Source organism: Aestuariirhabdus haliotis (genome assembly GCF_023509475.1).
Classification (GTDB): Bacteria; Pseudomonadota; Gammaproteobacteria; order Pseudomonadales; family Aestuariirhabdaceae; genus Aestuariirhabdus; species Aestuariirhabdus haliotis.
Window position 1 is genome coordinate 40,646 of record NZ_JAKSDZ010000009.1, and the last position, 23,399, is coordinate 64,044.

Annotated in this window: 18 protein-coding genes; 9 read left to right on the forward strand and 9 right to left on the reverse strand. The window is 54.5% G+C overall.

Features of this window, described 5'->3' with window-relative positions; genetic code table 11:
- Positions 1 to 4 precede the first annotated feature (4 nt).
- Complete coding sequence (gene parE / locus MIB40_RS08430) at positions 5 to 1,894, forward strand: DNA topoisomerase IV subunit B (protein ID WP_249692990.1); 1,890 nt, start codon at positions 5 to 7, stop codon at positions 1,892 to 1,894.
- A gap of 36 nt (positions 1,895 to 1,930) precedes the next feature.
- Entirely contained in the window at positions 1,931 to 4,183 is a 2,253-nt protein-coding gene (gene parC / locus MIB40_RS08435; RefSeq protein ID WP_249692992.1) for a DNA topoisomerase IV subunit A, read from the forward strand.
- 69 nt (positions 4,184 to 4,252) lie between these two features.
- Here the strand turns inward: parC and MIB40_RS08440 are convergent, their stop codons facing one another.
- A complete protein-coding gene (locus MIB40_RS08440; protein WP_249692994.1) occupies positions 4,253 to 5,461 on the reverse strand; it encodes a hypothetical protein in 1,209 nt (402 codons plus the stop codon).
- Positions 5,462 to 5,610: 149 nt separating this feature from the next.
- On the opposite strand from MIB40_RS08440, the gene serB reads away from it, so the two are divergent.
- Complete coding sequence (gene serB, locus MIB40_RS08445) at positions 5,611 to 6,822, forward strand: phosphoserine phosphatase SerB (protein ID WP_249692996.1); 1,212 nt, start codon at positions 5,611 to 5,613, stop codon at positions 6,820 to 6,822.
- Between the two features lie 58 nt (positions 6,823 to 6,880).
- Here the strand turns inward: serB and MIB40_RS08450 are convergent, their stop codons facing one another.
- The 3 genes from MIB40_RS08450 to epmB all read right to left on the reverse strand — a co-directional run bounded on the left by MIB40_RS08450 (position 6,881) and on the right by epmB (position 12,080).
- Positions 6,881 to 8,959, reverse strand: a complete 2,079-nt coding sequence (locus MIB40_RS08450; RefSeq protein ID WP_249692998.1) for an EAL domain-containing response regulator — start codon at positions 8,957 to 8,959, stop codon at positions 6,881 to 6,883.
- Positions 8,960 to 9,134: 175 nt separating this feature from the next.
- Positions 9,135 to 10,913 carry a hypothetical protein gene (locus tag MIB40_RS08455; protein ID WP_249693000.1) on the reverse strand — a complete coding sequence of 593 codons (1,779 nt, stop codon included), beginning with the start codon at positions 10,911 to 10,913 and terminating at the stop codon, positions 9,135 to 9,137.
- Between the two features lie 159 nt (positions 10,914 to 11,072).
- Positions 11,073 to 12,080 (reverse strand): EF-P beta-lysylation protein EpmB, encoded by a 1,008-nt coding sequence (gene epmB / locus MIB40_RS08460; RefSeq protein ID WP_249693002.1) that lies wholly within the window; start codon positions 12,078 to 12,080, stop codon positions 11,073 to 11,075.
- A gap of 33 nt (positions 12,081 to 12,113) precedes the next feature.
- On the opposite strand from epmB, the gene efp reads away from it, so the two are divergent.
- Together efp and epmA are read left to right on the forward strand one after the other, a co-directional pair.
- Positions 12,114 to 12,686, forward strand: a complete 573-nt coding sequence (gene efp / locus MIB40_RS08465; protein ID WP_249693004.1) for an elongation factor P — start codon at positions 12,114 to 12,116, stop codon at positions 12,684 to 12,686.
- Positions 12,687 to 12,746: 60 nt separating this feature from the next.
- The gene (gene epmA / locus MIB40_RS08470) at positions 12,747 to 13,733 is read left to right on the forward strand and encodes an EF-P lysine aminoacylase EpmA (RefSeq protein WP_249693007.1); all 987 of its coding nucleotides are present in this window, start codon (positions 12,747 to 12,749) and stop codon (positions 13,731 to 13,733) included.
- A 1-nt stretch (position 13,734) separates the two neighbouring features.
- Here the strand turns inward: epmA and asd are convergent, their stop codons facing one another.
- The 3 genes from asd to MIB40_RS08485 form a co-directional block, all read right to left on the reverse strand.
- Positions 13,735 to 14,601 (reverse strand): archaetidylserine decarboxylase, encoded by an 867-nt coding sequence (asd, locus tag MIB40_RS08475; RefSeq protein WP_249693009.1) that lies wholly within the window; start codon positions 14,599 to 14,601, stop codon positions 13,735 to 13,737.
- Positions 14,602 to 14,622: 21 nt separating this feature from the next.
- Positions 14,623 to 15,438, reverse strand: coding sequence for a rhodanese-like domain-containing protein (locus MIB40_RS08480; RefSeq protein ID WP_249693011.1), 816 nt, complete (start codon positions 15,436 to 15,438; stop codon positions 14,623 to 14,625).
- A gap of 88 nt (positions 15,439 to 15,526) precedes the next feature.
- The gene (locus tag MIB40_RS08485; RefSeq protein WP_249693013.1) at positions 15,527 to 17,149 is read right to left on the reverse strand and encodes an HDOD domain-containing protein; all 1,623 of its coding nucleotides are present in this window, start codon (positions 17,147 to 17,149) and stop codon (positions 15,527 to 15,529) included.
- Positions 17,150 to 17,280: 131 nt separating this feature from the next.
- Between MIB40_RS08485 and motA the strand changes: the two genes are divergently transcribed.
- Both motA and motB read left to right on the forward strand, forming a co-directional pair.
- On the forward strand, positions 17,281 to 18,132 hold the full coding sequence (gene motA, locus MIB40_RS08490; protein ID WP_249693015.1) for a flagellar motor stator protein MotA: 852 nt from the start codon (positions 17,281 to 17,283) through the stop codon (positions 18,130 to 18,132).
- A gap of 2 nt (positions 18,133 to 18,134) precedes the next feature.
- The gene (gene motB, locus MIB40_RS08495; protein ID WP_249693017.1) at positions 18,135 to 19,103 is read left to right on the forward strand and encodes a flagellar motor protein MotB; all 969 of its coding nucleotides are present in this window, start codon (positions 18,135 to 18,137) and stop codon (positions 19,101 to 19,103) included.
- A gap of 21 nt (positions 19,104 to 19,124) precedes the next feature.
- Here the strand turns inward: motB and rsgA are convergent, their stop codons facing one another.
- Entirely contained in the window at positions 19,125 to 20,135 is a 1,011-nt protein-coding gene (rsgA, locus tag MIB40_RS08500) for a small ribosomal subunit biogenesis GTPase RsgA (protein WP_249693084.1), read from the reverse strand.
- An 84-nt stretch (positions 20,136 to 20,219) separates the two neighbouring features.
- Between rsgA and orn the strand changes: the two genes are divergently transcribed.
- A complete protein-coding gene (gene orn, locus MIB40_RS08505; protein ID WP_249693019.1) occupies positions 20,220 to 20,765 on the forward strand; it encodes an oligoribonuclease in 546 nt (181 codons plus the stop codon).
- Here orn and queG read toward each other — a convergent pair.
- Positions 20,752 to 21,825 (reverse strand): tRNA epoxyqueuosine(34) reductase QueG, encoded by a 1,074-nt coding sequence (gene queG, locus MIB40_RS08510; protein WP_249693024.1) that lies wholly within the window; start codon positions 21,823 to 21,825, stop codon positions 20,752 to 20,754. The genes orn and queG overlap by 14 nt on opposite strands.
- Before the next feature lie 69 nt (positions 21,826 to 21,894).
- On the opposite strand from queG, the gene MIB40_RS08515 reads away from it, so the two are divergent.
- Positions 21,895 to 23,397: an NAD(P)H-hydrate dehydratase gene (locus MIB40_RS08515; RefSeq protein WP_249693025.1), complete on the forward strand. Its 1,503-nt coding sequence runs from the start codon at positions 21,895 to 21,897 to the stop codon at positions 23,395 to 23,397.
- Positions 23,398 to 23,399 lie beyond the last annotated feature (2 nt).

The following is a 23,399-nucleotide window of genomic DNA, read 5'->3' on the forward strand; positions in this document are numbered from 1 at the left end:
TGATATGAGCAATCAAAACTATAACGCGGAAGCGATAGAGGTCCTCAGTGGGCTGGATCCGGTGCGCAAGCGCCCGGGCATGTACACCGAAACGACCCGCCCTAATCACCTGGCCCAGGAGGTGATCGACAACAGTGTCGATGAAGCCCTGGCGGGTTTTGCCAGCCTGCTTACGGTTACCTTGCATGCTGACAACTCATTGGAGATCAGTGACAACGGGCGCGGCATGCCGGTCGATATTCACCCGGAAGAGGGCGTTAGCGGGGTCGAACTGATTCTGACTCGGCTACATGCCGGGGGCAAGTTTTCCAACGATAACTATCAGTTCTCCGGCGGTCTTCATGGCGTCGGTGTATCGGTGGTGAACGCATTGTCCACAAGACTTGAGGTGACGGTGCGGCGTGGCGGCCAAGTGTATCGCATGGGCTTCAAGGATGGTGACAAGGCCTCCGAGCTGGAAGTGATCGACAGTTGCGGCAAGCGCAATACCGGCACCCACGTTCGCTTTCATGCCGACCCGAAGTATTTTGACTCGGCCAAGTATTCTATCCCCCGACTAAAGCATGTGCTGCGCGCCAAAGCGGTACTCTGCCCCGGACTGAAAGTCGTCTTTAACGATCAGCAAGGTGATGCCTCCGAAGAGTGGTTGTTTGAAGCCGGACTGAAAGATTATCTGTTATCGGCGACCAAAGGCTGGGAGACACTGCCTCCTGAGCCCTTTATCGGCGCCATGAGTGGTAACTCGGAAGCCGTCGATTGGGCCGTGCAATGGCTGCCAGAAGGCGGTGAGCTGATTACGGAGAGTTACGTCAATCTGATTCCGACCGCGCAAGGTGGCACCCATGTTAACGGTCTGCGAACCGGTTTGCTGGAGGCGCTGCGAGAATTCTGTGAATTCCGCAATCTGATGCCTCGCGGGGTCAAGCTGTCCCCTGATGATATCTGGGATCGTTGCAGTTATGTGTTGTCGGCCAAGTTGGCGGATCCTCAGTTTTCTGGCCAGACCAAGGAGCGGCTCTCGTCACGGGAATGTGCGGCTTTTGTCTCGGGTGTGGTCAAGGATGCTTTCAGCCTTTGGTTAAACCAGCACACCGCACAGGCCGAAGCACTGGCCGAACTCTGTATCAATAATGCTCAGCGACGTTTGCGCGCAAGCAAGAAAGTAGCCCGAAAGAAGGTGACATCAGGTCCTGCGCTGCCGGGTAAGCTGGCGGATTGTTCCAGTCAGGAACCGGCTCGCAGTGAACTCTTTCTGGTCGAGGGGGATTCTGCTGGCGGCAGCGCCAAGCAGGCTCGGGACCGTGAGTTTCAGGCGATTATGCCGTTGCGTGGCAAGATCATGAATACCTGGGAAGTGGACTCCAGCGAGGTGCTGGCCTCGCAGGAAATTCATGACATCTCCGTGGCGCTGGGGGTAGATCCCGGCTCCAACCAGCTTGAGGGTTTACGTTACAGCAAGGTTTGTATCCTGGCCGATGCTGACTCCGATGGTTTGCACATTGCTACCCTGTTGTGTGCGCTGTTCGTAAAGCATTTCCGACCCCTGGTGGAGGCGGGCAATATTTATGTTGCCATGCCACCGCTGTACCGTATCGATGTGGGCAAGGACGTGTTCTATGCCCTCGACGATGGAGAGAAAAAGGGGATCCTGGATCGCATCGAAGCGGAAAAACTGCGCGGTAAGGTCAACGTACAGCGCTTTAAGGGGCTCGGTGAGATGAATCCCCTGCAGTTGCGGGAAACAACCATGGCCCCGGATACTCGCCGGTTGGTTCAGTTAACCGTTGAAACGGGTGACGAAACCTCAGGTTCGATGGATATGTTGCTCGCCAAGAAGCGCGCTAGCGATCGTAAACAATGGCTGGAAAGCAGTGGTAACCTGGCCGACGTCTGAGTCGATTGCCGAATACTATAAGAGATAACGAGTCGTATGACAGATCAGATTATCATCGGTGATGATGGCGTTGAGCGTCAGAGCCTGAAAGATTACACCCGTAATGCGTACCTCAATTATTCCATGTACGTGATCCTCGATCGCGCGTTGCCCCATGTCGGGGACGGCCTGAAGCCGGTGCAACGCCGAATCGTTTACGCCATGAGCGAACTGGGGCTGAAAAACAGCGCCAAGTATAAAAAATCCGCTCGTACCATCGGTGATGTGCTGGGTAAGTTTCACCCCCATGGTGATAGCGCCTGCTATGAAGCCATGGTGTTGATGGCGCAGCCTTTTTCCTATCGTTATACGCTGGTGGAAGGACAGGGTAACTGGGGCTCTCCGGATGACCCGAAATCTTTTGCCGCCATGCGGTACACAGAAGCCAAACTATCCACCTACTCGGAAGTATTGCTGAGCGAATTGGGTCAGGGAACGGTCGATTGGATCCCTAACTTCGATGGTACCCTGGACGAGCCCGCGACTTTGCCGGCGCGTTTACCGAATGTCCTGTTGAATGGCGGTACCGGTATCGCGGTGGGGATGGCGACCGATATTCCGCCCCATAACCTGAGGGAAGTGGCGGCGGCCTGTGTGCATCTGTTGGAGCACCCCAAAGCGACCCTGGAAGACCTTTGTGAACACGTTAAAGGTCCCGATTTTCCGACCGACGCTGAGTTGATAACACCTCCGGCTGATCTGTTAAAAATGTATCAGAGTGGTCGTGGCAGTTTGCGTATGCGGGCGGTGTACCTGAATGAAAATGGCGATGTGGTCATTACTGCACTGCCGCATCAGGTGTCCGGCGCCAAGGTGTTGGAGCAGATTGCCGACCAGATGCAGAAAAAGAAGCTGCCGATGGTGGCCGACCTGCGTGATGAGTCAGACCATGAAAACCCAACCCGGCTGGTCATCGTGCCCCGTTCCAACCGAGTGGATGTCGAGCAGTTGATGAATCACCTGTTTGCGACCACGGATCTGGAACGGACCTATAGGGTTAACCTGAATGTGATCGGCATCGATGGCCGGCCGCAGGTGAAAGCGCTCGATCAGCTGTTGCGTGAATGGCTCAGCTATCGAACCGAAACGGTACGCCGTCGTTTGCAATATCGCCTCGACAAGGTCAACAAGCGCCTGCATCTGCTCGATGGTTTGCTGATCGCTTTTCTCAACCTCGATGAAGTGATTCATATCATTCGCACCGAGGATGAACCCAAGGCTGTTTTGATGGAGCGCTTTGGTCTGACCGACGTGCAGGCGGATTATATTCTCGACACAAGGTTACGCCAGCTGGCGCGGCTGGAAGAGATGAAAATCCGTACCGAGCAGTCGGAGTTGGAAACCGAACGCGACAAGCTGGAGAAGATTCTGGGCTCCGAAGCCCGTCTCAAAACGCTGATCAAGAAAGAGATCATCAAAGACGCTGAAACCTACGGCGACGATCGACGCTCGCCCATTCGGGTTCGCAGTGAAGCCCGAGCCCTGGATGAAACAGAGTTGATGCCGGCGGAGCCGGTAACGGTGGTGTTGTCACAGAAAGGCTGGATTCGCTCGGCCAAAGGGCACGAAGTGGATCCGCAAGCGCTCAGTTATAAATCGGGTGATGCTTACCAACTATCGGTTAAAGGTCGAAGTAACCAGCCCACGGTCGTGATCGATTCCACCGGTCGTAGTTACAGTGTCGTGACTCACACCCTGCCTTCGGCACGCGGTCAGGGGGAGCCGTTAACCGGGCGTTTGAATGTGCCCTCGGGTGCCGGGTTTGAAGGCATGTTGATCGGTGAGGATCGGCAACGTTTCCTGATGGCCTCGGATGCGGGCTATGGTTTTGTCACCCGCCTCGGCGATCTGCAAAGCAAGAATCGCTCGGGTAAAGCGGCACTGACGTTGCCCAGGGGCGCGCGAGTAATGACGCCGCTGCCCATTGATAATGTCGATGAGCAGCAGGTCGCGGCGGTCACCAACGAGGGGCGCTTATTACTGTTCCCATTGGCTGATTTACCGGAGCTGGCGCGGGGCAAGGGCAATAAGATTATCAATATTGCCGCCGCCAGAGTCGCCGAGCGAGAAGAGTTTGTAGTGGGTTTGGCCGTGTTGTCGCCCAAGCAAACCCTGGTGCTGTATGCGGGTAAACGCCACCTGAATCTACGACCTTCTGACCTGGAGCATTATCTGGGTGAGCGAGGCCGTCGTGGCAATAAACTGCCGCGAGGCTTCCAGAAAGTGGATAGCATCGAAGCCGAAGCCTAGGGGGCTGTTTAATCAGGATGCCTGGGTCATCCACAGCCGTTTCCCGCAGCTCGGGGAGCGGCCATGACTTCAGGCAGACAGCCGATCCTGCGCCCCGATTTGCTGGCATTGTTGGTCGAGAAGATGCTGATAGCTGACATGCACCTCGGTGATTCGAGAGGGGGCTTCAGCACCTCGCTCTTCCAAGGTGATCCGGCTTTCTTCATTCAGTGCTTCCGCCAGCTCTGGGCAGATAGCAACACCGTTGCGATGATCTTGTACGGCCAGTTGATAAGCGACTGATGCGGCAGTGCTCTGTTGCAGTGGGTGGTCATCCTGAGACTCGCTTGTGTGCTGGTAGCACATGCCTATGCCCAGGCTAAAACCGGGCTGCTGTTGCTGCTTTCTATGCTGGCTTAACCGTTCTAGCAACAGGGCGCAACAAGTGGCACTGAACAGAAAGTCTTCATTAAATGCTTCGGGAAAACTAAAGAAAGCCTGCCCTTCGGCGGAAAAACTCAGTTCACCATTGTACAGGCGGGCAGCTTGTTGCATGGCCTGACTTTGTTGCTTGACTAGCAAGGCAAAATCTCCCGGATTCATGCATTGCTGGAGTGTGGGCAGGTTATTCAGGCGAATACAAAGCAGCGCTCGCGGGCCTTGCTCGAAGCTTGATGATGGCGCGTTAGTTTCATTGCTGTGTTCTTTCAGGCCTTGATCAACCTTTTCCGTATACTCAATTGGGTCATCGTTTGCCTTTGCAGGGATCGCCGTTTGTCCGGAGCTTGAAGTCATGCGCTCCTCTCTGGGCAGGTGTCGGAGCAGTAGAAACGCTACCACCATCAGCAATAGCGCCGACAGGGCTATCAGTGTTACGGCATCTGTGGCCGGTTTGCGAATATATTGATCGTTTAGGCGCACCCGAACGTAGCCGGCGATCACTTCCTGGTAATGGACCGGCGCCGTAAACAAGCGTCCTTCATCACTGCTGTTGAAACTGCGCCCGGCAAGCAACTGGTTATCGATGCTATAGACATTAATGGCCGCAATGTAAGGGTTATCGCTAAGCTGGTTGAGCATGATATTAAGGCTTAGGCGGTCGTTACTGACCAGGAGTTCAGTGGCCTGGTGAGCCGTCTGAACGGCCAGGGTGTCGCCAAAAACATAGGCCTGGGTTTCGCTGGTAAAGCGGACTTGCTGGTACGCAATAGCACTAAACAACAGCACGCTCGCGACATAGAAGAGTCCAAGAATGAGAGCGTAACGCTGGCTAAAAAAAGTGGTCAGGCTATTTGGCACGTTAAATATCTTGAGGCAGCTAGCAAAAGGAAAGGGTGATTGAATGCGCGCATATTGTAGCCTGAAACCATCAAACTGTCGCAACCGGAAACACATTCACAAGGATCTCGGTTACAATAGCTGCCCAGTTTCGTGAACGGATTATCGATGTGAGCCAGATCATCCTTATTAATGTGTCGGGGCAGGATAAGCCCGGCTTAACCTCTTCCATTACCGGTATCATGGCGGAGTTTAATTTAACCATCCTTGATATTGGCCAGGCGGTGATTCATAACCATCTGACCTGGGGTATCCTGGTTCAGATTCCGACAGAACAGGAATCGGCGCCCCTGCTGAAAGATTTGCTATTCCATATGCACGAGCTGGAGTTGCAGGTACGGTTTGATGCGATCTCACTCGAAGAATATGAGCACTGGGTGAGTGGTAAGGGCAAGGCGCGCTATATCATCACATTGCTTTCCCGCTCGATAGGTGCCGAGCAAATTGCCAAGGTGTCTGCGATTACCGCCGAGCATGGCTTGAATATCGATAGCATCAATCGCTTGTCCAGCCGGGTTTCACTGGAAGCCCCCGGTAGTCATAACAAAGCCTGTCTGGAATTTTCGGTGCGCGGAAGTGCGCCGGATCTGGAGGCGTTAAAAGCGGACTTTTTGCACATATCCAGCGAGTTGGAAGTGGATATTGCCTTTCAGGAAGACAATATTTTTCGCCGCAATCGACGCCTGGTAGTGTTCGATATGGACTCTACCCTGATTGATGCCGAAGTGATCGATGAGCTGGCAAAGGCGGCCGGAGTGGGTGACCAGGTGGTAGCCATTACCGAGCAGGCGATGCGTGGAGAAATTGATTTCACCGAGAGTTTCAGTCGTCGGGTGGCTTTACTGAAAGGGCTTGATGAAAGCAAGTTGGCGGAGGTTGCAGGCCAGCTGCGTATGACCGAAGGGGCAGAAACGCTGGTATCAACATTGAAAGGCTTGGGCTATAAAACGGCTATTCTATCCGGCGGTTTTACGTACTTTGCCAGACATTTGCAGCAGCGCTTGGGCATTGATTACATCCATGCCAATGAACTCGAGATTGAGCATGGCAAGGTGACTGGAAGGGTGACCGGGACCGTTGTCGATGGTCAGCGCAAAGCCCATTTGTTGCAACAAATTGCTCGTGAAGAAGGGATTCGTCTGGAACAGGTCATTGCTGTCGGCGATGGTGCAAACGATCTTCCCATGCTCAGTGTGGCAGGGCTTGGTGTGGCTTTTCGAGCTAAGCCGATCGTTAAGGAAAGCGCCGAACAATCGATTTCAACTTTGGGTCTGGATGCAGTTTTGTACCTGATTGGTTTTCGGGATCGGGACCAGGTTTAGGATTGACAAGGCAATAAAAAAGGCGGCCAATGACCGCCTTTTTTATTGCCTTGAGCAGTTACATATCGCTGGAGAAATCATAATCCATGTTTTCAGCGGGACCTTGCAGATAGTAGCCCTGGATGTAATTGACACCGGCCTGCCAGAGTGTGGACAGCATGGGGGCCGATTCGACCATTGGCACGATGGTCAGTTTTCCTTCCCCTTGCAGTGAGCTGATCATCGTCTTCAGGTTTTCCAGAGTATCATCGTTGTCGATATCTTCGCTGAAGGAGCCGTCGAGCTTTACGAACGCCACGTCGAGGTGTTTGAGGTTATTGAAGGGGTTCAGAGACCCCCCAAAATGGCCCAGGGCAACACGGCAATGCAATTCATTGATCGCCGCGGTCAGCTCTTTGGCTTGTTTGAGGTGAGTGCTGGCATCTTTTTCAGATATTTCGAAAATAATCGCATCGCTTGGCAGGCGAGCGGCCTTGAGGGCGACACTCAACCAGGGCGGCAATGTAGGATCCATGATTGAGTCGCCACTCAGATGGATAAACAGGCGCGTATCGTGGCCGTTGGCACGGTGCCCTGCCAACAGTTTGATTGACTGCAAGATCGCCCAGCGGTCAATTTTGGTGCTGAGGCCGGCCTCGCTGGCAATGCCCATAAATTCTTTGGGGCTGATTTCGTTATTTTCGCCATCGATCAGGCGCAGTAGTACTTCGTAATGTTCGTGGCTGTCACCGCGCAGGCTGATGATTGGCTGGAACAGGAGTTTGAAGCTGTTGTTATCCAGCGCCTGTTGAATCATCGCCCCGATATCACCCTTATTCGCTTGCGCTTCGATATCGTCTTTGGGGTTGTGCAGATGACATCGGCTACCACCTGCTGCCTGTGCTCGGCTGGCGGCTTTCTGCGCGCGATCCATGATGCCGGATGCTGAGCTGGTGGTTTCATTGACGATGGCAATACCAATGCTGCAAGTGGTTTGCACCGTGACGCCGGACACGTCGGACATATGTTCGGCGACTTCTTTACAAATCTTCTCACCGACGGCTTTCAGTTTGTCGATTTGATCACTGCCCACCAGGCCTAGGAAAATATCGTCGCCATAGCGAGCCAGTATGTTAGGGCTGGGGACATTCTCTTTTAGTAAGGAACCGATATCTGTTAGCACCAGATCGGTGCCCGAAATGCCAGCCTTTTCACGAATCTCGGCAAAGTTATCCAGCGAGAAATAGAAAACCGAACTGTTCTTGTTGGTAGCGACGGCGCGCTCAATGGCGGCGTCGAGTTGCTGGGAAAAGTAGTCGCGATTAAACAGACCGGTGACCAGATCCTGAGTACTTATCTCTTTCAGCTTCTCTTCGAGTTCCGGGTTGCCGGTATCCACTCGAATGACGACTTGCTCGCAGGGTTCTCCGTCGTAGCTGGCGGGAGAAAACTCCATATTCGCTTTAAATTGACTTTCATCCTGGCGTTGCCCGGAACAGACCAGCTTTCTTTCCGCGCCTTTTTCGCGCTGGTGCTCCTTGAGCATCTTTTTGATGTTGGCCTGGTCTTCGGAGGCCACCATATCGATGATTGGCATACCGGCCAGATCGTCGGCATCCTCATACCCAAAGAGTTCGACATAAGCACGGTTGGCGTAGATGTGCATGCCGTCATGGATATAGGCGATGGCGTCTACCGAACTGTCGAGCAGTAGCTGGCAGCGTTTCTCGGTCTCTTTAAGGCTGACTTCCAGCTGGCGGCGTTTGCGGCGCTCTTCGAGTTGTGCCAGTTCTTTATTGGCAACCAGTACCAGACGCTTGTCTTCATCGTAGGGAATGACATCGCGAAAGCCTTTTAGCAGCGCTTCGGTGATTTGCTGTTGGCTGGGTTCGGGCAGCAATAGCAGAACCGGGATATCCTTGTGCATCGAATTGACGATATCCAGAGCCTGATCGGCACTGATCTCATCGCTGTCTTCGCTGGCCAGTAGTAGATCCCAAGTCTGGTTTTGCAGCTCTTCTTCCAAAGCTTCCGCAGAAATGGTGCGGTGTGCCCTGGTCGCGTGGCCGGAATTGCGGAAGACGTTGACGAGCTGCTCAGCATCGTTTTGCGATTCTTCGATGATTAGCAGACGGAGGGTCTTTTTATCCTTGGGCATAGTGCGACAAATCGTTAATCTGTTTGGCTGAAGGAAAGGAAGGGCTGCTCATTATCGAGCAAGCGCAGGGCGAAGCGCCCATCTGGAGAGGTAGCATCGTACCATAGTTCATGGGAACCTGCGTTCGATTTTATTGACACTTTGGTCGAAGCGGGAAGAAATTTTGCCGACCAGTTCATAGTAACTTCCATACAGAGCTAAAATCGTCATCATCATTGCCTTCACTTGGGGGCTTGGCTGTGGGTGTTTCCAGCAGTTGTTGCAAGTATTTAAACTCAAACTGAGAGAAGCTGCGGGTGCCCATCAGTTTGTGAGTCAGCTGGCCTTTCTGCTCGCTGCCCTGTTGGCTAAGCAATACTTTGTTGCCCTCTTCAAAGGGGCGCAAAGGTGTAATCAGTGTTGCTGGTTGTGCGATGGCAGGAATGGCCGGTAACAGGAATGCTCGCATGGCCAGGCTGGAATCGCTGGATTTTCTCAGAAGTGAGAGCGCGCAAGGTTGAGCGTTAGGAGTAAGGAGTTCGATACCCATCAGGGTGCGCTCCGGGGATTCAATCTTGATCCAGCGAATCACGGCCAGGCACCATTGCTCGCGATTGTTTTCTCGAACACCAATCAACTCACCTGATTGGGTGTGGGTGGGCAGGTTGCCTCGCCAGATAACGCAATAACCGCCAGGGCTGGTGTTTTCGAGATGGGTGAGGTGGATCTTGTAGGGGGCCTCTTTCTTTGCATCGGCTTCGGGGTTGAATTTGATTGATTCCCCGTCACGTAAGGGCGAATTGAGTTTTAAATCAGTGGTGTCGGCATCAAAGGCATTGGCCCAGGCATCCGAGTTGACGCCGCCAGCGGCGAAACGTGTGTTGCGTTCTTTTCTGCTGTAGCGAATGAGTTGTTCATCGAAATTTTTTTCGCCACTTAGGTAATAGTGGATTGCACTCAAGCCAATAATAATCTGTAACGAACCGTTGCTTGGGATGCGTTTGAACACGCGTTCTTTCAACGGTCCCCAGGCCTGAATCAGGTGCTTGATCAGCTCCTGAGACATTGACTTTGGAATGGTTAAGGCGCTCGATTCGCCCGGCATTCCGGGCATCCTGCTGGCCTGCTCAATAGCTTGCATCAAGGGTACGCTATTGAGTCCGCGGCTGGCCGGGGTAGAAGGCTCCCGGGTCAGGGCAAAATAGGTAGGAGGCTGGTCGGCTTCAAGATTGACGATAAAAATAGGTTCTTGCCGAGTAATTCTTTGCACCCGAATCAGGGGAGACCAGATCTCCAGCGCGTTGAACACCTGTTGCAGGTCGGCTTGGCGCAGCTGGTTGGCCCGGGAGCAGGCCATGAGCATGATACGGCAAAACAGGCTGCCCGGGGTTGAGCTGCTGATGTAGCTGTTTTGCCGGTCTGCTACCTCGTGTTTCAGTAGTTGAAGTGATTCGGCCGCCTGGAAAAGTTGCCCAAGTTCCAGCCAGAGATATCTGGGGGCAGGGCAGTAGAGTTGATAAGCCCTCACCTGTGCCCGGGCCAGTTCTGACATGGCTCGATGGATAGCGTTACCGCACGATATGCTATTGGCTGGGTCATTCAGGGTGTCGAGTACTACTTGCTTGTAGCCGGTAGCAAGGTTCATCTGCAGGGCTTGGGCAAGGTTGGCAACTTTTTTCTGTTGCTCGTTAAGTATCACGCTTTGCCCAAGGTAGTGCTTGCTCAGAGCATCCAGTGCGAAATAGATGGTTGGGCGTAGGGCTTCCAGCATCTGGTACCGCAGTGCGGGCTTGGCAACCAGCTTGTTGAGCTCTATCAGTGCCGTGTAGAGCTGTCGCGACAGTTCGCCCAGATTGGCTTTGGGCAAGCTGTTCAACCAGTTTTCCAGGCCAACAACGCTGGACGTGCAGAAACTGAGATCGCTGAGCGTTCTCTGAGGTACTCTCAGCTGTAATTGGGTGATCTCGTTATCCATTCAATCCTGCATTGTCAAACAGCAGACACTGTGTGTTGCATGCTAAATTAAACCGCTTTCGGGGACTATATAGCCATACTGTCTAGAACTATAGCCTAGAAAATAAAACGTTGAAATATCAGCAAAAAATCCTGTCGGTACGAAAAGTGATGATGACGATCAGCCCATGATGGTTTTGGCGTTTTTCCCGGCACTTTCGCGCACCAGAGACGGTACCAGATAGCCACTGCAGCGCCCTCGCAGGTTAGCGATAATCTGCTGGGCCCGCTTTTCTGCTACCTCGAAGTGAGCGGCTCCCTCTACTCGGTCGAGCAGATGAAGGTAGTAAGGTTGAACTCCGGCGTCAAACAGGCGATTACTCAAGGCCTCCAGAGTCGCTTCGTTATCATTGATGCCATGCAGCAATACCGATTGATTGAGTAGCCTGACCCCATGCCGGCTGAGTTTATGCATGGCGAGGGCAACGGCCTCGTCTATTTCGTTGGGGTGGTTGCTGTGAATTACCATTATTTTGTGCAGTCGACCCTCGCCCATCCAGTGCAGCAGCCTGTCGTCGATGCGCTGCGGGATAACAACGGGCATGCGAGTGTGAATACGAAGGCGCTTGAGGTGGGGGATCTTATCCAGTTCTGCGCATAACCAGGCAAGTCGTTGATCATTAACCGCGAGGGGCTCACCACCACTGAAAATGACTTCATCGATCTCGGGCCTCTGGTGAATATAGTCCAGCACTTTGAGCCAATGTGCGCGATCCGGTGTGTTGTCCTGGTAGGGGAAATGGCGGCGAAAACAGTAGCGGCAGTTAATCGCGCAGTGCCCGGCCAGGGTCAGCAATACTCGATTATGGTATTTGTGGATCAGCCCGGGCAACGGGTTGCTAGCGGCTTCTCCCAGTGGGTCGCTATTGAATCCTGGCGTCTGATGCAGCTCCTGCGCGGAGGGTAATACCTGTAGCAGCAGCGGATCCTTTGGGTCACCTCGCTTAATGCGAGCCAGATAGGGTTCGGGGACTACAACCGAAAATTGCTGGTGGGCCTGTTCGAGCAAGGAGCTGGCTTCTGCTTCCAGGTCGAGGGCTTGTAACAACTGATTTGGATCACGAATAGCATCACCAAGCAGCTGTTGCCAACTGCTGGTCTGCACAGAAGGGATGGTTCGCGCTATCATAGGGGTTTTAACCGACACTGGTGTATATAGAAAATGGCGAGTTATTCTACCAACGAATTCAAGTCTGGTCTCAAATTGATGGTGGAGGGTGATCCCTGCTCTATTCTGGAAAATGAGTTCGTCAAACCTGGTAAAGGCCAGGCCTTCAGTCGTGTCAAGTTCCGCAACCTCAAGACCGGTCGGGTGTGGGAACGTACCTTCAAGTCGGGCGAGTCACTGGAAGGGGCGGATGTGATGGACCTGGATATGGAATACCTTTACACCGATGGCGAGTTTTGGCACTTCATGATGACGGACGGTTCTTTCGAGCAACACGCTGCGGATGCCAAGGCGGTAGGTGATACTGTTAACTGGCTGAAAGAGCAGGAAAAGTACGAAGTTACCCTCTATAACGGTGCGCCTTTGAGTGTCACAGCCCCCAATTTTGTCGAGCTTGAAGTGGCGGAAACCGACCCGGGCCTCAAGGGAGATACTGCCCAGGGTGGCTCCAAGCCGGCGACTCTGAGTACCGGAGCCGTGGTCAAAGTGCCCCTGTTTATCAATACTGGCGAAATTCTAAAAATCGATACCCGTACGGGTGAGTATGTGAACCGCGCCAAAGGCTAGTATTCGGGCGCAGTCGGTGGTCGCGCCCCTGTTTATTCTCTATTCAGATCCGGATGCGTTATGACCGATACCCAGTGGCGTCCTAGTGGCGCCCTCCCCGAACTTCAGCGTCGCGCAACACTGTTGCGAGATATCCGTCGATACTTCGATCAACAACAGGTGATGGAAGTAGAAACACCAGTGCTGTCGCGAGCCGCAGTCACGGATCTGCACATCGATAGCTTTAGTACCCGTTTTCTGCCAACAGGGGGCGGTCGTAACCAAACCCGCTTTTTGCACACCTCCCCTGAATTTCCGATGAAGCGCCTGCTGGCGTCCGGCTCGGGCGACATTTACCAGATCTGCCGTGTGTTTCGTAACGGAGAGGTGGGTGGTCGGCACAACCCTGAGTTCACTATGCTGGAGTGGTACCGGCTTGGTATGGATCAACAACAGTTGATGGATGATATGACTGCCATGCTGGCGGTCGCAGCCAACTTTTCCGAGTTGCGACGGGTCAGTTACCGGCGTCTGTTTGAAGAGCACTTTGGCATTAATCCGCACCAGGCGAGTGATGAGCAGCTGCGCCAACTGGTAGCCGATAAAGTCGATGCCCAGCTAACGGACCTGGGTCGCAACGATTGTCTGGACCTGTTATTTAGCCAACGCATTGAACCCCAGTTGGGGGTGGCCGGTGATGCTGTTCTGGCCGGTGTCTACGTCTATGATTATCCCGCCTCGATGGCCGCCCTGGCGCGGGTTGAAATGGAGTCTGGAGAGCCGGTGGCACGTCGCTTCGAGCTGTTTGTGGCCGGCGTAGAATTGGCTAACGGTTATCATGAACTCTGTGATGCCGAGGAGCAGCGCCGCCGTTTCCAGCAAGATTGCATCGATCGTGACACCCTGGGGCGACGAGAGTTTCCCCAGGATGAGGCGTTTCTGGCTGCTTTGGCGGCCGGTCTGCCGGATTGTGCCGGGGTGGCCATAGGACTCGACCGGGTATTGATGTTGATGGCGGGCACCCAGCGGATTGCTGATGTGCTCGCCTTCGACTTCGAGCGTGCCTGAATTAAGGCGTGGTTTGAACCGTGCCCAGGGCTTCACCCATGCGGACGCTATTACCCGCACGCATAGATTCCAGCCATTTCATGCTGTCCTTGGGGTGTAACAGGATAACCGTTGAACCCAATTTAAAGCGCCCCATCTCTTCCCCGCGCTTCAGGGTGATGGGCTGGCGAGCCTCGTCGCTGTAATCGGTGCACTTTATTTCTCGACGGACCGGCGCCACCAGTCCTGCCCAAACGGTTTCAATGCTGGCGACGATCATCGCGCCGACCAGAATCATCGCCATCGGCCCTTGCTCGGTATCAAAGATGGCGACAACACGTTCGTTGCGTGCAAACAGGCGGGGAATGTTTTCGGCGGTGGCCTGATTGACCGAGAACAGTTGGCCAGGAACATATGTCATGCTGCGCAATGTGCCGTTCATTGGCATATGAACCCGGTGATAGTCTCTGGGGGACAGGTAAATTGTTGCAAAGGCACCGTTCATAAACTCGTCGGCCAATGCGGTATCGCCTCCGACCAGTTCGGTCAGACTGTAATCCTGACCCTTGGCCTGGAAGATGCGGCCATATTCGATCTGGCCGATTTGACTGATCTGGCCGTCTGCAGGGCAGACCAGTTGGGATTTATCCTCTGCGATTACTCGAGCATCGGGTTTCAGGGCGCGGGTAAAGAAATCATTAAAATGTGCGTAGGCTTTGGGGTCTTCTTCCGCGGCCTGGCTCATATCAACCCGATAATGTCGGACGAAAATGCCGATAAAGCGGTTTTTCAGCCAGGGCCAACGGCACTCGGCAACCCAGCCCGCAACTCGGGAAAGCGCGTGCTGGGGAATAAGGTATTGCAGTAGGGCAAAGAGTTTCGGATTCACGTTAGCGTTCTCTCGGGCAAATTAGCAGTCAATCGGGGTGTCGGGCAGGTTGCCCCATTCGGACCAGGAACCATCGTAGGCTTGAATGGACTCATAACCGAGTGCCTTGCCCAGCAGATAGGTGAAACCCGAACGATGATGGGACTGGCAGTGGGTCACGATGCGTTTGTTGCGTGCGATGCCCAGGGCTTCCAGTTCGGGCAGCAGATCATCCCGAATACGTAGCTGGCGGTTGCGATCCATGGCGCGGGTCCATTCGTAATTGATGGCGCCAGGAATGTGGCCGCCGCGGAGTGCCATGACTTTCTCTCCCCGATATTCCGCCTCGGAGCGAGCATCCCAGATAACCAGGTCGTCATTCCCTAATTGTGCTTGCAGGGCTTCGCGAGACACCAGCGGACTGAAATCAAATTCCAGCTCGACGGTGCTGGATGAAGGCTGGTTGGCTGCCTGTTCGGTGGCCAGTCCGCTGTCTAGCCAGGCTAGCATGCCGCCATTGAGGTAGGAGTAATGTGGGTGCTGAATCAGGTCCAGGGTCCAGATCATGCGCCCGGCCCAGCCACCCCCTTCATCATCGTAGACAACGATGTGTTCCTGACCGGTATAACCGATGTCACGGAACAGTTGCAGCAACTGCTCGGGAGTTGGGCACTTGCCCATGGCGGGTTCTTCCCGTCGCATCAGGCGAGATGGTTCTATATGTATAGCCCCGGGGACGTGGGCACGGCTGTACAGGTCGCCGCGGCACAGATCCAGAATCAGCAGCTCCGAGTGCCCCAGCAATGGCTGCAGCTCTTCGGGTTCAAGGATCAGGGGGAGATGGCGCAATTGGGTCATAAACGGCTCTACTGCAACAAGACAAGCGCACGATTGTACCCCAACCCGTTGATAAAACCAGATTCCCCGGTTGAGGGGTGAGGGCCTGCTAACTCTTCGAAGGCTGAGAACCCGGTTTTGGTTTACGGGCCAGATGCATTAGTACAGGGCCGGAGGCCTTGGCAAGTGCCTGGAAGTATTGGTAGTGCTGGTCGCTCAGTGGGCGTTTGCTAATGCCCATATCCGCAAATATCAGGCCGGCACTGCGCTCGCCGGCAAACAAGGAACGCAGGAAAAACTGTTCATTGGCAACCAGACGCAGGAAGGCGGGAGGGATCTGGTTCCAGAGCGCTGTTTGTTGGGGGCCTTTTACCCAGACGGAAGCCGGTTTTTGCATCAGATTTTGCATTAACGAGCGTTGCGTAAGATCCAGCGTGAAATGAAGGTTATCGTCCCCGAAGCGTTTGAATGAGATCAGACGTGAACGCTCTTTATTGGGCAGGGCGATCACCACCCGGTCAAAGCCCAGGCCATGATAGAGAGCTCTGCCTAATAGTTCGGCCAGTTGCGGCAAGCCCTCAACGGACTGCGGTTGTTTGATCAACTGTTGATGAATCGCTTTGAAATGAGACAGGTTGGCCTTTCGGGGGGTAACGCCGGGTGACGGGGTCTTGGGCACTTTGTGGGCAGACGCTACAGGTTGCTTGATATTGGCTTGTGGAATTGACGATTGTCGGACTGGCCATAGCAAAGCCGTGGCGGGAGGCGGCATTAACCAACTCATGGACTCGTGGGAGATATCAATGGCGGTCTGGTGGCACAGATCTGCACTGTCTTCAAAGTCCCGGTTGATCAGCAGGGCCAGAAGCCGCAAAAGACGTCTCATTCGCGTGCTGTACCAGCCATGATTGGCTTCTTCGGCGATCATGTTGGCGAGGGTAACCGTGCCGCCGAGGCCATTTTTGATCAGCTTGATCTCACGGTGGTCGTGCATTAAATACAAATAACGATCATAGAAAGGTGCTTGGGCAAAGCGCTGCAAAACCGGTTTGATCGCGATGCGAGACAGTTGCAACCACTCCGAGGCTGATACTGTTGAGAGCTGCTGACGTTCAGGGGCTTCCAGCTGTGGCAGGGGCCAGTGAGTATCCATCAGCTGGGTAAGCTCCTCGAGCGTGCAGCCCAGTACTTCCTCTTCGCTCGTCTGAGGGTTTTTTCCTGAGGCTACTTTCGCTTTTAGTTGCCGCATCTTATTGGGAGCGTAAAGCCATAAAGGCCAACGAACCATTTGGGCGAACATCGCGGTCCAAAATGCCGTTTCGCTGGTCTCCCGGTTGAGTTCCTGATACCAATGCTGTGCTTGGCGGGCGGCGTGATAACTGCTGGTGATGGCTTGGCAGTAGTACTGACTGGCCGCGCTATGACGGGGATTAATGGGTTTTAGGCTAGCCAGTAATTGCTGCAGTGGCGTTAGGCCTAACAACGACAGAGCATGCTCGAGATTGATCACTCGGGAGTCGTCTGGTTTGCGTGACTTGTTTACTGTCGACAGCACATGCAAGCAGATCACCGGGCAAGACTTCATCATTTGGGCAAGACTATAAAGAGAGGTATTCTCATCTTTTAGAGCACCAAGCAGCTTGTGATAGGAGTCCTCCATCACCGGTAGCGGCTTGCTCTCCAGCAGTGTTTTCCAGTCTTGTGCGGTGCGTATTTCGAGATCGCTGCTCATAAAAGAGGTTCGCTTTTTGCTGTTAGCCGTATCGTTGATTATGCTTTTAACTCATTATATGGTTATTTTGCTTTAACGACAGGCATTACCGCCCTCTTAATTAAAGCTCGATACAGGTTCAGGAAGACAAAATGCTCAAGCTGTTTGGAATGCTTTTGGTGACAATTAGCGTGTTGGGAGGCTACGTTCTCTCGCACGGTAAGCTGCTGGCGCTATGGCAACCCTTCGAGTTGATCATTATTGGTGGGGCTGCACTGGGTGGCTTTATGATCGCCAACCCCTGGAATGTGCAACTTGCTGTTGCCAAGAAAATTCCTGCGATGATGTTTGGAAGCCGATTCAATAAACCCTTTTACATGGATTTGCTCGGACTGTTATACGACCTGCTGAATAAAAGCCGCCGAGATGGCATGATGTCCATTGAATCCGATGTCGATAACCCCGAGTCCAGCGCAGTATTCACTCGCTATCCGGCGATTCTTAAAGACAGCCACCTGACCGAATTTATCGCGGATTACCTGCGTCTGATGTCCTCGGGCAATATGGCGCCCCACGAGCTGGAATCGCTCTTCGATATGGAAATCGAGACCCGCATGGAGGAGTCTGAACGCCCGGGGGGGGCAGTGATTCGAGTGGCTGATGCGCTACCGGGTTTTGGTATTGTGGCGGCGGTTTTGGGTATCGTGATCTCTATGGAAGGCATTGCCGGCCCCCCCGAAGAGTTGGGGGCCCACGTTGCCGCCGCTTTGGTGGGTACCTTTCTGGGTATTTTGGCGGCTTACGGCTTTGTTGGGCCGCTGGGCAATGCGCTGGAGCAGGGCGCACAGGAAGAGATTAACGGCTATGAAACGGTCAAGGCCTGCCTGGTTGCCTCTCTGGGAGGCATGCCACCGGCGTTAGCGGTTGAGTTTGGCCGTAAGGCGATCTACAGCGATGTGCGTCCCAGCTTTACTGAGCTGGAGAATCATGTTCGGGGCCGTTAACCTTGAATAAAGACGAATCCATCATCATCAAGCGCGTCCGCAAGGGGCGCCATAAGCATCATGGTGGTTCCTGGAAAATCGCCTTTGCGGATTTCGCGACCGCTATGATGGCTTTTTTTCTGGTGCTTTGGCTGACCTCGCAAACCACTCCGGAGCAAAAACTGGCGATCGCCGGTTTTTTTAATGATCCGGCGGGCTTTAGTGAGCGTGCCAGCCCCTATGTGATCGATATGGGGGGATCCGCTTCGGTCAATGAAGAAGAAGGTATCGGCTCTCCGTTGGATGAAGAGGAGGCGAAACGACTGGATGCCGAAGAGATCACCTCCATCGCTGACCAGATTGAAGAAACCCGCCTGGAATCCTTATTAAGCGAACTGCAGGCCAAGGTGGAACAGAACGAAATGCTGCGTCGGTTCAAGGAGCAGCTGATCATGGAGATCACCCCCGATGGTCTGCGTATACAAGTGGTGGATGATAGCCAGCGCCCAATGTTCGCCAGTGGCAGCTCGGAGCTGAAGTACTATTTCGAAGATATTTTGTTGGAAATCGCTCCCCTCATTGGCTCGGTGCCGAACAAAGTCAGCATCAGTGGTCATACCGATGCCACGCCCTTTATGAGGGGCGAAGATGTGGGTAACTGGGAGCTATCGGCTGCCCGAGCTAATACAGCGCGGCGTACCCTGCTATTTGGTGGTGTCACCGATGAGCAAGTCGCCCAGGTAGTGGGTTATGGGGATTCCATTCTGTTTGATACCGCCAATCCGACCAACCCGGTCAATCGCCGAATCGATATCCTGATCATGAGTAAGCGCACCCAGAATAATATTGAACGTATGGCGGGCGGACTGGACAAGAAGGTGAAACCGGCCCCTGAGGCCTCAGCAAAGCGTCAGGGGGATGAACGATTTAACCTGTTTGATGCCAAGAAGCGAGCCGGTCAGAACGAGCTGCCTGCCGATCAGAATTTCTAATGTTGAGCCGGTGCGGCTCGGTTAGTTACCCGATAAAATATGACGGTAACTATCGAGCCGCTGCTGGCTGATTTTACCTTCATCCAGAGCTTCCAATAGTGCACAACCGGGTTCCTGCTCGTGTTGGCAATCGCGGAAACGGCAGTAACCCAGAAAGGGGCGGAATTCACGAAACCCCTCAATCAGTGTTGGCTGGTCGATATGTCCGAGGCCAAATTCGCGAATGCCGGGGGAGTCGATCAGGTCACCACCGGCCGGGAAGTGGAATAACCGAGCGGCAGTTGTGGTATGGGTGCCCTTGCCCGTCTGTTCCGACAGGGCACCAACTCGTATATCGACGCCGGGCAGCAGGGCGTTAATCAGGGAAGATTTGCCGACACCCGACTGACCAACAAACACGCTGGTATGGTCGCGCAGCAGTGCTTTGATTTCATCGAGCCCGGTGCTGGCGAGAGTTGATGCGTGGATGACCTTGTAGCCGATTCGTTGGTAGCGTGCTAGCAGTTGATCGAAATGCTCGCGGTTGTGCTCGTTCACCAGATCGGTTTTGTTGAACAGGATTACCGGTTCGATATCGACCGCCTCGGCCGCGACCAGATAGCGGTCGATAAGATTGGCGTGAGGCGTTGGCAGGGGGGCGATGACCTGAACGATATAGTCGATATTGGCCGCAACTGGTTTTAATTGGCCGCGGCTATCGGGTCGGCACAGTTCTGAGCGGCGATCCTGGGCCGCGACGACGACGCCACTCTGGTCCGCGCCGGCTCGCCAGATGATTTTGTCTCCCGTGACCAGTTGGGGCAGGTTGGCCCGCAGGTGGCATCGAAACAATGCATCCGGCTGCCCGATCGGCTCGACATCGAGCTGACTGCCGTAGTGGGCAATCACCGTGCCTTGCTGTTCGCTACCCAGCTCGCCCGCCTGAAGCTGCTCTTGCACCTTGTCCTCCCGAGCTTCTGCGCGCTTGGTACGTTCCTGCTGAATCTTCTGGATGCGCCAATTCTGGCGGCGGTTCAAGCGTCGTTTGCTCAGGGGGAGTATCCTTGTTTCGTTTACGGCTGGGCGCCTAGGGCATTATTATGGAGCTTTAACGCGTTATCAACCGGAGAACTGAGGATGTCGAAAAAGGAAAACCTGATATGGATCGATCTGGAGATGACCGGGCTGGATCCGGAAGCGGATCGAATCATCGAGATTGCCACCATCGTTACGGATCCTCAGTTAAACCTTATTGCGGAAGGACCGGTGATGGCGGTACGCCAGTCAACTTCCCTGATCGAGGGTATGGATGAATGGTGTACGCGCACCCATGGTGCCAGTGGTTTAACCCGGCGGGTACTCGACAGCACCATCAGCGAAGCCGAGGCAGAACAGAAAACGCTGGATTTTTTACGACTCCATACCGAGCCAAACAGCTCCCCTATTTGCGGCAATACGATCGGCCAGGATCGTCGCTTCCTGGAACGTTATATGCCCGAGCTGGAAAATTATTTTCATTACCGTTACCTCGATGTCAGCACGCTCAAAGAGTTGGCGCGGCGCTGGAAACCGGAAATTCTGGCGGGGGTGAAAAAGCAGGGTACCCATTTGGCGCTGGATGATATTCGCGATTCCATCGAAGAACTTCGTTACTACCGCGAACATTTCCTTAAGCTGGATTGATCGGGTGGCGCTCCAGCGCCCACTCGATATGCTCCCGTACCATGGCATCTTCAATATCACGTCGGGCCAGCAGCGCATCCACGACCTTTGGGCTGGTGGGTGCGTTGCCCAGACCGACCGCAAGGTTTCTTAACCAGCCAGCATATCCGCTGCGGCGAATGGGCGATCCGGCGGTGCGGTCCAGGAACTGCTCTTCGGTCCAGGTGAACAGGTCGGCCAGGTCGCTGCTGTCGAGCTGGTGGCGGGGGCGAAAGTCGGTTTCGCTGCTGGCTTTGGCGAAACGATTCCAGGGACAGACCAGCTGGCAGTCGTCGCAACCAAAAACCCGATTGCCCATGGGCTCGCGCAGCTCCAGGGGAATGGCCCCCTTAAGTTCAATGGTCAGGTAAGAGATGCAGCGGCGGGCATCGAGCTCGTGCTCGTTAACAAAGGCATTGGTCGGGCAAACCTCGAGGCACTTTGTGCAGCGACCGCAATGGTCCGCGTCGTCGGCTTCGTCGAGGGGCAGCGGTAGATCGGTAAACAGCTCGCCGAGAAAAAACCAGGAACCTGCCTGGCGGTTAATCAGCATGGTGTTTTTGCCGATCCAGCCCAGGCCGCTGCGACTGCCGAGCGCACGTTCCAGCACCGGGGCGCTATCGACAAAAGCCCGGTAGCCATGTTGCCCTACTGCTTGCTCAATCTGTTTGCCGAGCTGGGTCAGGCGTTTTCGCACCAGTTTGTGATAATCACGGCCGAGCGCATAGCGCGACAGATAGGCTTTGTCGGGGTTGTTTAGAATGCGAATGGCGTTTGTGTCGGGGGGCAGATAGTCGATGCGAGCACTGATGACTCTTAGGGTGCCGGGCAATAGTTCGGCGGGTCGGCTGCGCATGTTGCCGTGTCGGGCCAGGTAATCCATCTCACCGTGATAGCCTTTATCCAGCCATTGCTGCAGATGTTGCTCGTGCTCGGCCAGATCGACACTGCCGATGCCTATCTGTTGAAAGCCCAGCTCTCGCCCCCAGTGATGAATATCGGCGGCGAGTTGCTGGTAATCGAGGGTGCTGTCTTGAGGCATGGGGTTCGTGGTTGTGATCGTTCGGCTCTGGCATACTGGCAGAAGGGAACAGGATTGCCGGGAGATAAGATGAAACGCAGTCTACCACAGGGGCTCTACCGAGCGGAGCAGGTTCGTGATCTGGATCGTTTAACCATTGAAGAGCAGGGCGTGCCCGGTTTCGAGTTGATGACACGGGCCGCGCAAAGCTGCTTTGATAGTCTGCTGGAAGAGTACGGTGCTGAAGGTCGGATCTGCGTCCTCTGTGGCGCGGGTAACAATGCGGGTGACGGCTACCTCGTGGCCGCATTGGCTAAGCAGGCCGGCATGAACGTGTCGATCATCAGTCTGAGTGAACCCGAAAAGCTCAGGGGGGATGCCGCCAGCGCGTACCAACAAGCGGTCGAGTGTGGGGTTGCTATCCAGTCTTGGCAGCCGGGTATGGTTTTACAGGCTGAATTGCTGGTCGATGCCTTATTGGGCACCGGTTTGAGTGGTGAGGTGCGTGGCCCTTATGTCGAGGCTATTACGGCAATCAATGCTACTGGCGCGGCAGTGTTAGCGGTGGATATTCCTTCCGGGCTCTGCGCCGATACTGGTGCGGAGCTGGGCTGCGCCGTGCGTGCCGATATTACGGTAACCTTTATAGGACTCAAGCAAGGGTTGCTAACGGCGCAGGGTCCCCTGTGCACCGGCAAGCTTGAATACGATGACCTTGATGTGCCTTCGCTGGTGTTCCGCCAGCAGCCGGCCGATGTTGAACTGATCGACCCGAAGCCTCTGTTGGCCAAATTGCCCGTTCGGCAAGCAGATTCACACAAGGGTCGCCATGGGCATGTGCTGGTGGTCGGAGGTAATCGAGGCATGGGCGGGGCTGCTCTCTTGGCCGCCGAAGCGGCGCTCTACTCGGGGGCAGGGCTGGTGTCTGTGGCCACTCGCGCCGAGCATGTGAGTGCGTTTATTGCTCGTCAGCCCGAGTTAATGGCGCGCGCGGTTGAGGGTGGGAGTGAGCTGCGTTTGCTACTGGCCGGGAAAGATGCACTTATCCTGGGGCCAGGCCTCGGGCAGGACGAATGGGCGCAGGAGTTATTACTAACCGCCTTGCGCAGTAATATTCCCCTGTTGCTCGATGCGGATGCTCTGAACCTGATTGCAGATAACTCCGATTTGATACAGGTGCATCAAGGTGAGCGTGTACTTACTCCTCATCCGGGCGAGGCAGCCCGGTTGCTGCGCACGAGCACTGAAGCTATTCAGCGTGACAGGTTTTTGGCCGTTGCTAGGTTGCAGCAAGAGTATGATTCGGTTGTGTTGTTGAAAGGGGTCGGTACGCTGGTAGCCCATGCCGCGCCTCCCTTGAGACTTTGCGGTGCAGGCAATCCAGGTATGGCGGTAGGCGGGATGGGTGATCTGTTGTCGGGAGTGATTGGGTCACTGATGGCACAGGGGATGACGAGTATTGATGCTGCCACGCTAGGATGCTGGTTACACAGCAAGTCGGCGGACGAAATTGCCCGGTTTCAGGGGCTAAGAGGTTTGCTGCCGAGCGATTTACTGGTACAAATACGCAAGAACATTAATAGTGTTAATTAACT

Coding starts and splice junctions, on each gene's coding strand:
- parE (WP_249692990.1), top strand. CDS start 5: ATGAGCAATCAAAACTATAACGCGGAAGCGATAGAGGTCCTCAGTGGG.
- MIB40_RS08480 (WP_249693011.1), bottom strand. CDS start 15,438: ATGACCCAATTGCGCCATCTCCCCCTGATCCTTGAACCCGAAGAGCTG.
- epmB (WP_249693002.1), bottom strand. CDS start 12,080: ATGATAGCGCGAACCATCCCTTCTGTGCAGACCAGCAGTTGGCAACAG.
- efp (WP_249693004.1), top strand. CDS start 12,114: ATGGCGAGTTATTCTACCAACGAATTCAAGTCTGGTCTCAAATTGATG.
- MIB40_RS08515 (WP_249693025.1), top strand. CDS start 21,895: ATGAAACGCAGTCTACCACAGGGGCTCTACCGAGCGGAGCAGGTTCGT.
- epmA (WP_249693007.1), top strand. CDS start 12,747: ATGACCGATACCCAGTGGCGTCCTAGTGGCGCCCTCCCCGAACTTCAG.
- MIB40_RS08485 (WP_249693013.1), bottom strand. CDS start 17,149: ATGAGCAGCGATCTCGAAATACGCACCGCACAAGACTGGAAAACACTG.
- motA (WP_249693015.1), top strand. CDS start 17,281: ATGCTCAAGCTGTTTGGAATGCTTTTGGTGACAATTAGCGTGTTGGGA.
- MIB40_RS08455 (WP_249693000.1), bottom strand. CDS start 10,913: ATGGATAACGAGATCACCCAATTACAGCTGAGAGTACCTCAGAGAACG.
- queG (WP_249693024.1), bottom strand. CDS start 21,825: ATGCCTCAAGACAGCACCCTCGATTACCAGCAACTCGCCGCCGATATT.
- MIB40_RS08450 (WP_249692998.1), bottom strand. CDS start 8,959: ATGCCCAAGGATAAAAAGACCCTCCGTCTGCTAATCATCGAAGAATCG.
- orn (WP_249693019.1), top strand. CDS start 20,220: ATGTCGAAAAAGGAAAACCTGATATGGATCGATCTGGAGATGACCGGG.
- parC (WP_249692992.1), top strand. CDS start 1,931: ATGACAGATCAGATTATCATCGGTGATGATGGCGTTGAGCGTCAGAGC.